Here is a 14,023-nt window from a genome sequence, read left to right on the forward strand (position 1 = left end):
CCGCAGCGAACGGCCACGCGGGCGCCGTTCCGCTCACCTAGCCGGAACGGGGCGCGCCGACGCCGCCAGGATGGGGGCGGGCCGGCCCGCCATTTGCTCCCGCACTCATGCCGGCCAGTGTGCCGAGGCCCTCATCCCCGGCCGCACCCTGGATAACGCTGAGGCTGCCGTCGGTTTCCAGCACCACGGCGGCGGCCTGAGCCACATCGCTCACGCCCGAGCTGCGCAGCGCGGCCAGGATCTCCGGATGAGTCACCCGCTGGGCCCGCATGGCTCCCTCTAGGAAGCGCCCGCGGTGCAACAGCAAGGTCGGCTCCGACTTCACCAGATCACCAAAGCGCCGCGACCGGACCGACAGCCAGGCAACGAGGTACTGCAATCCGGCCAGCAGCGCGAAGGCGGTCAGCCCCTCCAGCAGTGCGACCGATTCGCTGAGCAGAATCGTGGCCAGGGTGGAGCCGAGCGCCACGGTGACGATCAGATCGAATGCGTTCAGCTTGGCCAGCGTCCGTTTGCCCGACACCCGCAGCAGCAACACCAGGGCGGCATAGGCGAGGGTGCCCACCACCAGCACGCGCAGCAATCCGAACCAGCCATCGAAAAACATCGCCCTCTCCTATCCGTTCGGAGGCCAGCTCGCGGCGGGCCTTGTCAGGACAGAAGGTCGCGCGCGCCTGCGCGTTGCGCACGGTCGGCCACGGATCGCCCGGCGGCCGAGGCCCGGTCGGCGGAGAAGACATTCCCGGACCCACGAGCTGGGCGCCGGCCGCGGCGAACGGGCACCGGCAGGGCAACCTCACCCCTTGCGGCGCAGCAGAAACAAGGCCTGCTCGCCGAACAGGTTGGCCAGCCGGAAGGAGCGTTTCCACGGGGCCTGCAGCCCGTGCTCGTCCACCGCCAGCCAGTGCTCCACCGCGTAGCCATCCTGTTCGCACAGATCCACGAAATCCAGGATGGTGCAGGGGTGGATGTTGGGCGTCTCGTGCCAGGGGCGGCCCCAGGTCTGCGTCATCGGCATGCGGCCGGTCAGCAGCAGTTGCATGCGCACCTCCCAATGGCCGAAATTGGGAAACGAGACCACGGCGTGGCGGCCGATGCGAAGCATCTGCCGCAGCACCTCGCGCGGCTTCTCCACCGCATGGATGGTGCGGGACAGCACCACGTAGTCGAAGGCGTCATCCGGATAGAAGGCGAGGTCGTTGTCGGCATCGCCATGGATCACCGCCAGGCCCTGGGCCACCGCCGCCGTCGCCTGCGCCATGTCGATCTCGATGCCTCGCGCATCGGCGTTCTTCTCGCGCTCCAGATGCTCCAGCAGCGCGCCGTCGCCGCAGCCGATGTCGAGCACGCGGGCGCCCGGCGTGATCATCTCGGCGATCAGCCGCAGGTCGAGCCGCATGTTCTTGGCGACGAAGCGAACCGGAGCCGGAGTATCGGGCAAGGCGGGTGATCCTGGCCGGTGGCAGATGCTGCGGGCTCGATAGACCCGGCGGCCGGCAACGGCAAATGCCGCGCGCGCGCAGCAGGCCCCCGCCCCAACCCGAAAACGCGAATGGGTCCGGAAACGCGAACGGGGGCCTCTCGGCCCCCGCGCAACCCGGTCGGCGGTGCGGGCCCGCTCAGGCGGCGCGCAGCGCCTTCGGCAGATCGGCCACGGCGGCATCGATCAGCCTGGCATCGGCATCCGCATCGAGGTTCTGCGCGATCACCTCACGCGCCGCGGCGGTGGCCACGGTGGCGGCGGCTTGGCGCACCTCGGCCAGGGCGGAGGCCTCGGCGGCGTGGATGCGGTCCATGGCCATGCGCTCGCGGCGGTGGGCGGCGGCCTCGGCCTCGGCGGCGGTGGCGGCGGCCAGCCGCTCGGCCTCGGTCTTGGCGCGGGCGATCAGCGTCTCCGCCTCGCTCAGCGCGGCCTTGCGGTCGGCCTCGGCCTGGCGGCGCATCGCCTCGGCCTCGGCGCGCAGCCGCGCGGCCTCATCGAGGTCGGCGCGGATCTTGGCGGCGCGGGCATCCAGCGCCTCGGTCGCCTTGTTCCACAGGGTGCGGCCCAGCAGCAGCACGAAGATGACGAAGGAGACGGCGACCCAGAAGACCGGGTTCAGCCAGAAATGCTCGTAATGGTGCATCGTGGCTCTTCCTTACGCCTGGCCGGCCTGGGGGTGGCCCTGGGCGACCAGTTCGCGCTGCACGGCGGCGGCGACGGCGGGCTCGTTGCGCAGGCCGGTCAGGCGCGCCACCAGCGCATTGGCGGTGTCGGTGGCCACCTCGCGCAGCGCGCCCATGGCGGCGTCGCGGGCGGTGTTGATGCGGGCCTCGGCGCTGGCGATCTGCTGGTTCAGGCGGGCATTCAGCGCGGCGGCCTTCTCGGCGGCGTCGGCCTGGGCGGACTGGCTCGCGGCGGTGATGGCGGCGTGGCTGTCCTGGCGGGCCTTCGCGGTGGCCTCCTGGTGCGCGGCGACCGCCGCATCGGCCTCGGCCTTCGCGGCGCGGGCGGCTTCCAGGTCGCCGTCGATGCGGCTGCGGCGCTCCTCCAGCACGGAGGCGACGCGGGGCAGCGCGATATGCGACAGGATGTAGTAGAAGACGCCGAAGATGATCAGCAGCCAGATCACCTGCGCCAGCATCAGCGGGTTGGCGAAGTCGAGCTGCGGCATGCCGCCCGAGGAGGATTCCTCCATGGCGCCACCGGCGGCCTCGACCGCATGCGCGGCGGTGGTGGACAGCAGGGCCAAGATGCCTGCGAGAGTAACCGGCTTCATCAACAGCATCCCTGTTTATTCGGCAACCGGAACCGGTGGGGCGCGGCGGTTCCGCCGCGCCCCGGCCGGTGTCAGGTGAACAGGATCAGGAAGGCGATCAGCAGCGCGAACAGCGCCACGGCTTCCGTCAGGGCGAAGCCCAGGATGCCGATCGGGAACACGGTGTCGCGCGAGGCGGGGTTGCGGGCGACGGACGCGATCAGCGTCGAGAAGATGTTGCCCAGCGCCAGACCGACGCCGAACAGGGCGAGAACGGCAATACCGGCGCCGATCGCCTTCGCAGCAAGCACGATTTCCATCAGAGTGTATCCCTTCGCTGATCTGATGTTGGGTCCGCCGAAACGGGTTCCGGCACGGACGTGGTCCCTTTGTGAGGACTGACCCCGTCAGTGCAGGTGCACCGCGTCATGCAGGTAGATGCTGGTCAGGATGGCGAACACATAGGCCTGCAGAAAGGCCACCAGGAGTTCGAACCCGATCAGGAGGACGTTGACCGCCAGGGGAAGCGCCGCGACGAACGGGCCCACCACGCCCAGGCTGCCCAGCAGCACCACGAAGGTGGCGAACACCTTCAGCAGCACGTGGCCGGCGACCATGTTGGCGAACAGACGGACGGAAAGGCTGATCGGCCGCGAGAGGTAGGACACCACCTCGACCGGCACGATGATCGGGGCGAGCCAGATCGGCGCGCCCTCGGGAAAGAAATAGCCGAAGAACTTTTTGCCGTGCAGCGCCAGCGCCACGACGGTGATCACCACGAACACCAGGAAGGCCAGCCCGAAGGTGACCGCGATGTGGCTGGTGTAGGTGAAGGCGTAGGGGAACAGCCCGAGCACGTTGCCGAACAGCACGAACATGAACAGCGCGAACACGAACGGGAAGTAGCGCTTCCCCTCATGGCCGATCTGTCCGACGACCAGGTTCTCGACGAATTCGTAGAAGGTCTCGGCCACCGCCTGGAAGCGGCCCGGCACGATGGCGCGCGGCGCCATGCCCAGCATCATGATGGCCGTGACCAGACCCGCCGCGATCAGCATGTGCGCGTTGGACTGGGTGAAGTTCACCGCCGCGCCGATTGGCCCGAAGGCGTGGGTCAGCTCGAACTGGCTCAGGGCGTCGATCGTATTGCCTTCGGCAGCCACTGCGGCTCTCCCGTGTTCCCCGGTTCATCCCGGACTGATCCGCTGGGCGTGGTTCGCGGCGCCGCCATTCCTGGCCACGCCGACCCGCCCGGTCCTCTGCTGGCGCGAAGCGGCGCCTACTTGCCGGCGCCCGTCCGGGGGCTGAACAGTCGATAGACGTTCATCACCCCGGCAACGCCGCCCACCACGAAGAACACCAGGAAGAGCCAGGGAAAGCTGCCGAGCCAGCGGTCCAACAACCAGCCGAGCCCTGCTCCCGCGATCAGGGCCGAGACAACCTCGATCCCCGCCCGCAGGCCGATCTGCAACGCCCCGGCCGGCAGCCCAACCTGGCCCACCCCGCCGGAGTCGGAGGCATCCTTCTCCAGGCCGCGGCGTTGCCGGGCCTGCTTCAGGCGCTCGTCGAATTCATCGCGTTCGGTCAACCCTCGCTCCCGCGGTCCCCCCGCCGGAAGGCTGTCCGGCTCGTAAGGCGTCGGTCATACAGTGTCAAGAACGGGGCAGCGCATCCATCACCGGAAGCGCCGCCGGATCGCCCGGCGCGGCGCGAAACGCCGCCGCCAGCGCCGCCGCCGTCATCGGCCGCCCCAGCAGGAAGCCCTGCGCCGCGTCGCAGCCGAGGTCGCGCAGCACCGCCAGCTGCTCGGGCGTCTCCACCCCCTCCGCCACCACCTCGGCGCCGAGGCCATGCGCCAGCCGCAGGATCGTCTCGATGATCCAGGAGGAATTGTTGCCGTCACCGCGGCTCAGGTCCTGCACAAAGGTGCGGTCCACCTTCAGCACGTCGAAGGCCAGGTGCTGCAGGTAGCCGAGCGAGGAATAGCCGGTGCCGAAATCGTCCAGTGCGGTGGTGACGCCCAGCTCGTGCAGCGCCTGTAGGGCGTCGCGCGCGGCGGCGGGGTTGCCGATGAACACCTGCTCGGTCAGCTCGATCTGCAGCAGACGGGGCGGCACGCCGCTGCTGGCCAGCGCCTCGCGCACCAGCTGCACCGCCTGGCCACTGGCGAACAGCGTGGCCGAGATGTTGACGGCGACCCGGATCTCCAGCCCCTCCGCCATCCAGGCGCGGATCTGCGTGCACACCATGCCCAGCACGTTGCGGGTCAGCAGCGGCGCGAAGCCGGCCTCCTCAGCCGCCGGCACGAAGCGGGCCGGGTTCATCGACCCATGCACCGCGTGGTCCCAGCGCAGCAGCGCCTCGCAGCCCACCACGCGGTCGGCCAGCAGGCCGTATTTCGGCTGGTAGGCTAGGTAGAGCTGGTTGCGCTCCAGCGCCGAGCGCAGGTCGTCCTCCAGCATGCGCTGGTTGCGGCGCAGCTCCTCCATCGCGGGCTCGAACAGCACGGCGCGGCCGCGCCCCTCGGCCTTGGCGCGGTACAACGCCATGTCGCTGCGCTGCTGCAGCGCCTCCACGGTGGGCCCGTCGCGCAGGCCGAGCGCGCTGCCGATGCTGACGCCCGAGCGGATGGTGCAGCCATCGATCTCGAAGGGTTCGCTCATGATGCGCACCAGCCGCTCGGCCAGCCGCGCCGCGTCGACCGCGCCGCGCGCCTGGGCCTGGATCACCGCGAACTCGTCGCCGCCGATGCGGGCGATCAGGTCGTCGGCCCGCAGGCAGGCCCGCATCCGCTCCACCGCCAGCAGCAGCAGCTTGTCGCCGGTGGGATGGCCCAGGCTGTCGTTGATCGCCTTGAACCGGTCGAGGTCGATCAGGTGCAGGGCGAAGTCGCCGCCCTGCCCGTCGCGCGCCTGGCGCAGCCGGGCGCGCAGCCGCGCCGCGTAGAGCAGCCGGTTCGGCAGGTCGGTCAGCGGGTCGTGCTCGGCCAGGTGGCGGACCCGGTCCTCCGCTTCCTTGCGGTCGGTGATGTCGAGGGCCGCCAGCACCACCCGGCCGCGCTTGCCTTCCTCCCCCTCCACCGCCATGCCGGTGACCAGCAGGGTGCGCAGCTCGCCCTGGCGGTTGCGCACCCGGCGCTCGGTGTGCGGCGTCGGACCGGCGCTGCCCAGCGCCCAGTCCAGCAGGTCGCGGCCGCCGGCTTCCAGCCCCAGCTCGGCCGGGGTGTGGCCGATCACCTCCGCCTCGCGCACGCCGTGGAACCGGGCCATGGCATCGTTGATGAACAGGAACCGGCCCTCGCGGTCGAAGGCGGAGATCATCGCCGGCACGCCGCCCACCAGGGCGCGCAGCATCCGCTCGGCCTCGGCCTGGCTGCGGGCGGAGGTCTGGGAGCGCTGCAGCATGGCGCGCGCCCGGCGCCCCTCGGCGATCAGCAGCGCCACCAGCAGCAGCGCCGAGAGCAGCAGCCCGGCCAGCGAGGCCAGCAGCACCCATTGCAGGCTGCGCATGCCGGTGATCACGCTGGTCTGCGCATAGCGCGCCTGGTTGTGCAGCAGCCGCGCCGCCTCGCTGAGCTGCCCTTCCAGGTCGGCAAAGGTGGCGGCAAGCTGCGGCAGCACGGTGCGGTCGCCGCCGAGCAGCGCCGTCAGCTCGGCATCCAGCGTGTCCAGCCGCTCCATCATGCCCGGCTGCATCTGGCGCAGCAGGGTGATTTGCGGCGAGTCGCTGTCCGGCTGCACCGTGTCCAGCAGCTTGACGCGGCTGTAGAGGATCTCGAACCGCTCGGACAGCCGCCAGCCGGGCGCCTGGCCGCCCTGGAACTGCGTCAGCACGGTGTTGAAGCGGGCCGCCTCGATGCTGGCCTGGCCGGTCAGCCACATGCCGGTCCGCTCGATCATCACCTCGCGCCGGTATTGCGTGGCGATGAAGCCGAACGACACGCCGACCGACAGGAAGAACAACAACGCGGCAAGGCCGAGCCAGAGCTTGCGCGGCGGCCGCACCACGCCGCCCTCGGACGCGGCACGCCAGGGGACGAGCCATTCGCGCATGCTCAGCGCACCTCGATCCGTGCAAGCTGCCACACCGCATAGTAATGCAGGGCCGGGCGGCTCAGCTCCGGCCGGTCGGACCAGGGAAACACCATCCAGAGCGGGCCGAAATCGCGGATCCGGATCGGCTGGCCATCCATGCGCGTGGCCAGCAGCCCGTCGGCCTTCACCGCCTCCGCCGCCGGGATCACCGCCCGGTAATCATTCAACGCCACCGCCAGCAGTTCGCCGCCCTGCGCCTGCACCGCCTCCAGCAGGCGCTGCAGGGGCACCCCGGTGAAGCGCTGCGGCCCGCGCGTCCAGGGCGTCACCGTCACCAGCTCCCGGGTCCCGAGGGCTTCCAGAGCGGCCAGCGAGAAGCGGCGCTCCGTGCTGTTCGGGTCGGCGGCGCCGATGCGGCCGCTCACCACCAGGGCCGGACGCTCCGATTCGGCATGGCTCGGCCGCCCGGCGAGGCCCATGCCCCCCCAGCCCAGTCCGATCAGCCCTCCATTCACCGCCCGGCGCCGCAGCATTCGTCTGCCTTGTCCTTATCCCCGATCCGGCGCCCTTGTTCAGGCAACAGGAGCGCCCCGCTCATCCCGCCTCCACCATCTCGGTCGCCATGCCGAGGTCCACCGAGAGAAGGCGGCTGACCCCGCGCTCCTGCATGGTTACACCATAAAGGCGATGCATGCGGGCCATCGTCAACGGGTGGTGCGTAACAACCAGAAAACGTGTCCCCGCCTCGGCGGCCATCGAATCCAGCAGGCCGCATAGCCGTTCCACGTTGGCATCGTCTAGCGGCGCGTCCACCTCGTCCAGCACGCAGACAGGCGCCGGCTGGCAGCGGAACACGGCGAAGATGAGCGACAGGGCGGTCAGCGCCTGCTCGCCGCCGGACAGCAGCGACAAGGTGGCCAGCTTCTTGCCTGGCGGCTCGGCATAGATTTCCAGCCCCGCCTCCAGCGGATCGTCGGAGCCGACCAGCGCCAGATGCGCCCGGCCGCCGCCGAACAGCCGGCCGAACAGGGCGCGGAACTCGCCATCGACGCGGTGGAACACGGCGCGCAGCCTTTCCCGCCCTTCCCGGTTCAGGTGGCCGATCGAGCCGCGCAGCTTGGCGATGGCGGCGCCGATCTCGTCGCGGTCGCGATCGATCAGGCCGATCCGTTCTTCCAGCTCCAGCACCTCCTGCTCCGCGCGCAGGTTCACCGGGCCCATCTCCTCGCGCTCGCGCGCCAGGCGCTCGGCCTTGCGGCGGGCGCGCTCCTCGGCGGCCTCGGAAAGGTCGTCCGGCGGCGGCGGCAGCACCGGGTCCTCGCCCAGCCGCTCGGCCAGTCGCTCGGCGACGCCGGCATCCAGCGCCTCGGCCTGGGACACCGCCGCCTCCGCCCGCAGCTGCGCCTCGCGCGCCGCGGCGAAGGCGGCATCGGCCAGGCGGCGCGCCTCGGCGGCGGCGCGGTCCTCGGCCTCGGCCGCCTTCAGCCGGGCGGCGGCCTCCGCGTGCCGGGCCTCGGCCTCGGCCAGGACGCGGCCGGCGGCGGCACGGCGGGCGGCGGCTTCCTCCGGCGCGGCGGCGGCGGCGTCGCGCGCCGCCTCGGCCTCGGCAGCCCGGCGGCGCAACTCGGCCAGCCGGCCGGCGGCGGCGTCGCGGCGCCCGGTCCAGGAGGCGTGCTCCTCGGCGATGGCGGCGAGCCGGACACCGGCGCGCGCGGCCTCGGCGGCCAGGGCGGCGACGGTGTCGCGCGCCGCGCCGGCCCGGGCGCGCGCCTCGCCCAAGGATTGCCGGGCCGCTTCCACCGCGCCGCGCAACGCATCGAGGTCCGGCAGGGCGGCCAGGGCGTGCCGCGCCGCCTCGGCCGCGCGCCGGGCTTCCTCATGCTCCTCGGCGACGCGGGACAGCTGCGGCGCCAGCGCGGCCAGCCGCGTTTCGGCTCCGGCGGCGCGGCTGGCCAGCCCCGCCTCCGTTCTGCGCGCGGCCTCCAGCGCGGCCTCGGCCTTGCGGCGGCCGTCGCGCGCCGCCGTCTCGGCGGCTTGCGCGTCCGCCTCCTCGCGCCCGGCCGTGTCGCGGGCCGCCCGGGCGGCGGCCGGGTCCGGCAATTGTTCCAGCGTGGCCAGCGCCGCGTCACGCGCCGCCTCGGCCGCCCGCAGCTCCACCTCCAGCCGCTCGAGCTGCGGTTCCAGCGCCGCCAGCCGGCTCTCGGCCCGCGCCGCGGCCGTGGCCAGCGCGGCCTCCGCATCCCGGCTGCGGGACAGCATCGCTTCCGCCTGGGTGCGGGCGGCACGGGCGGCCGCCTCAGCCCCGCCAGCGCGCGCCTCGGCCGCCTTGGCAGTCTCGGCCCCGGCCGCGGCAGTTCGGGCGGCGGCGGCGGCCTGAAGCAGCGCCGCATCGGCGGCGCGAAGCCGGTTGCGCTGTGTCAGCCGCACCGCGCCCGGGCTGGGCGCGCCGGCCTGGATGCCATGGCCGTCCCAGCGCCACAGCGCACCGTCCCGCGTCACCAGGCTCTGCCCGGGCGCCAGCGCCGGCTGCAGCGCCGCACCCGGCGCCACGTTCTCCAGCAGCCCGACCTGCGACAAGGCGCGGGCCAGCTCGGGCGGCGCGTCCACCAGGGTGCTCAGCGCCACGGCGCCGCCGGGCAGGTCGGGCACCACGCCCAGCGGCGGCAATTGCCGCCAATGGCGCGGCGCGGACAGATCGTTCGGGCTTTCCAACCCGTCCCCCAGCGCGGCGCCGAGCGCGGCTTCCAGTCCCGGCGGCACGGTGATGCTGTCCAGGATCGGCACGGCGCCGCCGGCCTCGCGCGACCGCAGCAGATCGGCCAGGCCCTGTTGCTCCGCCTCGGCGCGGGCGCGGGCGGCCTCGGCGGCGCCGGCCTCGCCACGGGCCAGGGCATGGGCGCCGGCGGCAGCGGAGCGGGCAGCCTCGGCATCCGACAACGCCGTGCGGGCGGCGGCCAGTGCCGCCTCCGCTTGCGCCGTGGCGGCACGGGCGGCTTCCAGCGCCTCGGGCGCCGGGCGCTCGGCGGCGGCGGCGCGGTGTTCGCGGCGCAGGCGGTCGCGCTGCTCGGCCACCTGGCGGGCACGGGCGGCGGCGGCGTCGCGCTCGGCCGTGGCGCGGCTGCGGGCGGCCTCGATCTCGCTGGCGGCACGGCGGGCGGCGGCATGCGCGTCCTGCGCGGCGACGCGGCGCGCCTCAGCCTGCTCCAATGCTGCCTGGATCTCCACCAGCGCCGCCTCGGCCGCCACGCGGGCGGCCCGGGCAGCCTCGGTCTCGGCCGGGCTCACGCGGGCCGCCTCGGCCTGCCGCGCCTCGGTGGCCAGGGCGTCGCGCTGCTGCTCCAGGCGTTGCGCGCGCCCCTCCGCCGCACTGGCCTCGGCCGCGGCCTGGGCATGGCGGGCGGCGGCTTCGGCGGCGTGTTGCGCGGCACGGTCCGCCTCGGCCTCGGCGTCGGCCAGGGCGGCCTCGGCCTCACGCTGCGCGGCGGCGGCGGCATCCTGGCGGCCGGGCAGCGCCGCCAGCACCACCTCCAGCGAGGCCGCCTCGGCGGTCAGGCGCGCTTCGGCGGCCTCAGCATCCTCGGCGCTGCGGGTGGCATGGCCGAGATCGTCCCGGATCTGTGCCAGCAGCGTCGCGGCGGCGTCAAAGGCAGCGCGCGCGCGGCGCTCGGCGGCTTCCAGCCCTTCCTGCTCGACGCGGCGGCGCTCCAGCGCGGTGCGCGCTTCCGCTTCCGCCTCCCGCGGCGCCGGCAGGGCGCGCTCGGCCGCGAAGGCGCGGGTGGCGGCCTCCGTTGCGGCCTGTTCGGCTCGCCCGGCTGCGGCGCGGGTGGCGGCGTAAGCGGCCCGGCTGCCGGACAGCGCCTGCTCGGCGCGCGCCACCAGCAGCGAGAAATACTCAGCCTCGGCTTGCCGGGTCAGGCCGGACAGGTTGCGGTAGCGCGCGGCCTGCCGGGCCTGGCGCTGCAGCCCGGTGCGCTGCACGTCGAGCTGGCCCTTCAGGTCGTCGGCGCGCGTCAGGTTGGTTTCCGCCTGACGCAGCTTCAACTCCGCCTCGTGCCGGCGGGCGCGCAGCCCGGCGATGCCGGCGGCCTCCTCCAGCACCTGGCGGCGTTCTTCCGGCTTGGCGGCGATCAGCGTCGCCACCTTGCCCTGGCTGACCATGGCGGAGGAGCGCGCGCCGGAGCCGATGTCGGCGAACAGCGTCTGCACGTCGCGCCCGCGGGTTTCGCGGCCATTGATGCGGAAGCCTGTGCCTTCGCCGCGGACGATGCGGCGGGTGATCTCCAGCTCCGGCGCTTCCTGGTTGGGCGGCGGGGCGAGGCCGGAGGCATCCTCCAGCAGAAGCGTCACCTCCGCCTGGTTGCGCCCGGCGCGGGTGGCGGTACCGGCGAAGATCACGTCGTCCATCTCGCCGCCGCGCATGGCGCGGGCGTTGGTCTCGCCCATCGCCCAGCGCAGCGCCTCGACCACGTTGGACTTGCCGCAGCCATTCGGGCCCACGATGCCGGTCAGCCCCGGCATCACCTCCACGGTGGTGGGCTCGGCAAAGGACTTGAAGCCGGCGATTCGCAGCCGCGTCAGCACCGCGCGCAGCGCCGCGGCGCGGGCCGCCTCGAGCGCGGCCGCGTCGCGGGCGGGCGGATCCTCCGTGTCGGGCGCCGGGGCGGCGCGCCCCTCATCCGGCGTGCCGAACCGCGTGGCGCGGTGATCGGCATCCATCGCGGCCTCCGCTTCCTGCGGCATGCCGCCCTGCTGCAGCCGTGCGCTCAAGCGCCGGACGCTTCGCCGACCAGCTGAGCGAAGCGCTCGAAGCCCAGGGCACCAGGCGCCGGCTTGTTGTTGAACACGAAGGTGGGGGTGGAGGCCACCTTGTGCTCTTGTTCGCCCTTCAGCCGTGTTTCCAGTACCGCCTTGCGCAGCCCTTCATCGGCGATGGCGGCGTCCACCTGGGCGCGGCTCATGCCGGCCAGGGCGGCGACCTTGGCGATCTCGGCGATGTTGTCGGCCCCGCGATTGAAGGCCCAGCGATCCTGGGTGGACAGCAACGCGCCCACGAAGCCCTCATAGGCGGCGGGCGGCAGGGCGCGCGCCACCTGCGCGGCGGCCAGGGCCAGTTGGTCCAGCGGGAAGTCGCGCCACACCATGCGCATCTTGCCGGGCGTCACCAGCTCCTTCTTCACCTGCGGCCAGGTGTCGCGGTGAAACGTGGCGCAGTGCGGGCAGGTCAGGGAATAATACTCGATCACCGTCACCGGCGCGTCGGGCTTGCCGGCGCCGCGCTCGGCCAGCCCGGACTCATGGCTCTGCGCCAGGGCGGGACGCAGCGGCAGCAGCGGTGACAGGGCGGCCGGGGCCAACAGCAGGGTTCGGCGGGAAAGCGGCAAGGCAGCCTCCTTCAGACATGGCAGTGGCGAGGCCCCGAAGGGACCGGCAGCCGGCGGAACACGACCGGGTGATCCGGCCCCGACGATCTTCTATCGCAGAACCGGCCGGAACTGAAACGCCCAGCCACCCGCCGCAGCGGGAATGGCCGGCCATGACCGAGCCGCGGCGCGCTGTCCATCGCGGGCGGCGGGCTGTTGCACTTTGCCATGCGGCCGGCGCGCAGGCCGGCCGCCCCGCCGCCACAGGCTCAGCCGCGCCGGCGATAGACGCCCTGCGCCAGCCGGGTCAGGGCGGCGCGCAGTTCGGGGTCCGGCACATCCTGCAGCGCCGCCTCGACCGGCGCCGGCACGACGGCCTGGGGCGGCCGCTGGGCGGCCGGGGCCGGCGGCGTCACGGCGCCCTGCACGAAGCGCAGCCGCTGCACCAGCCCCGGCCCCAGCGTGTTGTTGATCTTGCTGATCAACAGCGGCGCCAGGTGCTGCAATTCCATGGCCACCGGGCCGGAGCAGCGCAGCACCAGCGTGCCCGACACCAGCTTCTGCGGCATGCTCTGCCCCGCCAGCACCGGGCCGACGATCTCCGGCCAGTCCGTCATCAGATGCGCGGCGGCCGGGCTGCGCTTGCGGAACACCGGCTTGGTCAGGCGCGGGATCAGGCTGCCCACCGGGCGCAGCCCCCGATCGGGACGCCAGCCGGGCAATTCCTCGTCCTTCCTGGCTTCGGGTCGCGGGGGGCTTGCGCGGCGGCGCGCTTCGTCCTCTTGCTGCATCCGTGCTGCCTCCTGTTCCCCCGGCTTCCGCCCTGCTTCACTGGTACGACCGCCATCGCCGCGCCCTGCCCTGGCGCGAGCCGATTCGCGACCCGTACCGCATCTGGCTCTCCGAGGTCATGTTGCAACAGACCACGGTGGCCGCCGTGGCGCCGCGCTGGCGCCGCTTCCTCGACCGCTTCCCGTCGGTGCAGGCTTTGGCCGCCGCGCCGTGGGAGGATGTGGCCGCCGAATGGGCCGGTCTCGGCTATTACGCCCGGGCGCGCAACCTGCATGCCTGCGCCCGGGCCGTGGCGGCGCGCAACGGCTTTCCCGACACGGTTTCGGAGCTGCGCGCCCTGCCGGGCATCGGCGCCTACACCGCCGCGGCCGTGGCCGCCATCGCCTTTGACCGCCCCGTGGTGCCGCTGGACGGCAATGTGGAGCGCGTCACCAGCCGCATCCACGCCGTGGAGGAAGCGCTGCCCGGCGCCCGGCCGCGACTCGCGGCCCTGGCGCAGCGCTGGATGGAGCAGCCCGAGGCGGCGGGGCGCCCGGCGGATTTCGTGCAGGCGCTGTTCGACCTCGGCGCCACGGTCTGCACGCCGCGCAACCCGGCCTGCGTCCTGTGCCCCTGGCAGGCGGGATGCGCCGGTCGCCGGGCCGGCATCGCCGGCACCCTGCCACGCAAGCTGCCGAAGCGCGAGCGGCCCACCCGGCGGGGCGTGCATTTCCTGCTGCGCGACGGGCGCGGCCACGTTCTGCTGCAACGGCGGCCGCCGAAGGGGCTGCTGGGCGGCATGCTCGGCCTGCCCGGCACGCCCTGGCGAGCCGAAGGCTGGGATCCTGCCGAAGCGCTGGCGCATGCTCCGCGGCCCGGCCTCGACTGGCACGCCCTGCCCGGCGAAGCCCGGCACGGCTTCACCCATTTCGAGCTGCGCATGACCCTGCTGGCCGCCACCCTGCCGCCCGGCGAGGCGGCGGAGTCGGTGAACGGCGAATGGTGGAACCCGGCCGATGCGGCGGGCGTGCTGCCCGGCGTCATGCAGCGGCTGCTGGCGCTTGCCGAAGCCGCCGGCGCCGTGGCAAGCCCGGCCCAAGGCGCCTGAGGGCGCCGCGAC

At 73.4% G+C, this 14,023-nt stretch carries 13 protein-coding genes; 1 reads left to right on the plus strand and 12 read right to left on the minus strand.

What is annotated here, in order from left to right; all coding sequences use genetic code 11:
• Nucleotides 1–37 precede the first annotated feature (37 nt).
• The 12 genes from D2K64_RS09095 to D2K64_RS09150 all read right to left on the minus strand — a co-directional run bounded on the left by D2K64_RS09095 (nucleotide 38) and on the right by D2K64_RS09150 (nucleotide 12,923).
• Nucleotides 38–607 carry a DUF421 domain-containing protein gene (locus tag D2K64_RS09095; protein WP_120008026.1) on the minus strand — a complete coding sequence of 190 codons (570 nt, stop codon included), beginning with the start codon at nucleotides 605–607 and terminating at the stop codon, nucleotides 38–40.
• A gap of 189 nt (nucleotides 608–796) precedes the next feature.
• Nucleotides 797–1,399, minus strand: coding sequence for a methionine biosynthesis protein MetW (gene metW, locus D2K64_RS09100; protein ID WP_120008124.1), 603 nt, complete (start codon nucleotides 1,397–1,399; stop codon nucleotides 797–799).
• A 220-nt stretch (nucleotides 1,400–1,619) separates the two neighbouring features.
• Nucleotides 1,620–2,126 (minus strand): F0F1 ATP synthase subunit B family protein, encoded by a 507-nt coding sequence (locus tag D2K64_RS09105; RefSeq protein ID WP_120008027.1) that lies wholly within the window; start codon nucleotides 2,124–2,126, stop codon nucleotides 1,620–1,622.
• A gap of 12 nt (nucleotides 2,127–2,138) precedes the next feature.
• Nucleotides 2,139–2,759, minus strand: a complete 621-nt coding sequence (locus D2K64_RS09110; RefSeq protein WP_238384101.1) for a F0F1 ATP synthase subunit B family protein — start codon at nucleotides 2,757–2,759, stop codon at nucleotides 2,139–2,141.
• 71 nt (nucleotides 2,760–2,830) lie between these two features.
• On the minus strand, nucleotides 2,831–3,058 hold the full coding sequence (locus D2K64_RS09115) for an ATP synthase subunit C family protein (protein WP_076959667.1): 228 nt from the start codon (nucleotides 3,056–3,058) through the stop codon (nucleotides 2,831–2,833).
• 87 nt (nucleotides 3,059–3,145) lie between these two features.
• Nucleotides 3,146–3,901: a F0F1 ATP synthase subunit A gene (locus D2K64_RS09120; protein WP_120008029.1), complete on the minus strand. Its 756-nt coding sequence runs from the start codon at nucleotides 3,899–3,901 to the stop codon at nucleotides 3,146–3,148.
• Nucleotides 3,902–4,017: 116 nt separating this feature from the next.
• On the minus strand, nucleotides 4,018–4,326 hold the full coding sequence (locus D2K64_RS09125; RefSeq protein WP_120008030.1) for an AtpZ/AtpI family protein: 309 nt from the start codon (nucleotides 4,324–4,326) through the stop codon (nucleotides 4,018–4,020).
• Between the two features lie 64 nt (nucleotides 4,327–4,390).
• Entirely contained in the window at nucleotides 4,391–6,790 is a 2,400-nt protein-coding gene (locus D2K64_RS09130) for a putative bifunctional diguanylate cyclase/phosphodiesterase (protein ID WP_120008031.1), read from the minus strand.
• Nucleotides 6,791–6,792: 2 nt separating this feature from the next.
• Nucleotides 6,793–7,305 (minus strand): molybdopterin-dependent oxidoreductase, encoded by a 513-nt coding sequence (locus D2K64_RS09135; RefSeq protein ID WP_120008032.1) that lies wholly within the window; start codon nucleotides 7,303–7,305, stop codon nucleotides 6,793–6,795.
• A gap of 61 nt (nucleotides 7,306–7,366) precedes the next feature.
• Nucleotides 7,367–11,362 carry a chromosome segregation SMC family protein gene (locus D2K64_RS09140; protein WP_120008125.1) on the minus strand — a complete coding sequence of 1,332 codons (3,996 nt, stop codon included), beginning with the start codon at nucleotides 11,360–11,362 and terminating at the stop codon, nucleotides 7,367–7,369.
• Between the two features lie 173 nt (nucleotides 11,363–11,535).
• Complete coding sequence (locus D2K64_RS09145; RefSeq protein WP_120008033.1) at nucleotides 11,536–12,153, minus strand: DsbA family protein; 618 nt, start codon at nucleotides 12,151–12,153, stop codon at nucleotides 11,536–11,538.
• A 248-nt stretch (nucleotides 12,154–12,401) separates the two neighbouring features.
• Complete coding sequence (locus D2K64_RS09150; RefSeq protein WP_120008034.1) at nucleotides 12,402–12,923, minus strand: DUF721 domain-containing protein; 522 nt, start codon at nucleotides 12,921–12,923, stop codon at nucleotides 12,402–12,404.
• A 2-nt stretch (nucleotides 12,924–12,925) separates the two neighbouring features.
• On the opposite strand from D2K64_RS09150, the gene D2K64_RS09155 reads away from it, so the two are divergent.
• Nucleotides 12,926–14,011, plus strand: coding sequence for an A/G-specific adenine glycosylase (locus D2K64_RS09155; RefSeq protein ID WP_238384103.1), 1,086 nt, complete (start codon nucleotides 12,926–12,928; stop codon nucleotides 14,009–14,011).
• Nucleotides 14,012–14,023: the final 12 nt, after the last annotated feature.

It is taken from the genome of Teichococcus vastitatis (assembly GCF_003604215.1).
Lineage (GTDB): Bacteria > Pseudomonadota > Alphaproteobacteria > Acetobacterales > Acetobacteraceae > Pseudoroseomonas > Pseudoroseomonas vastitatis.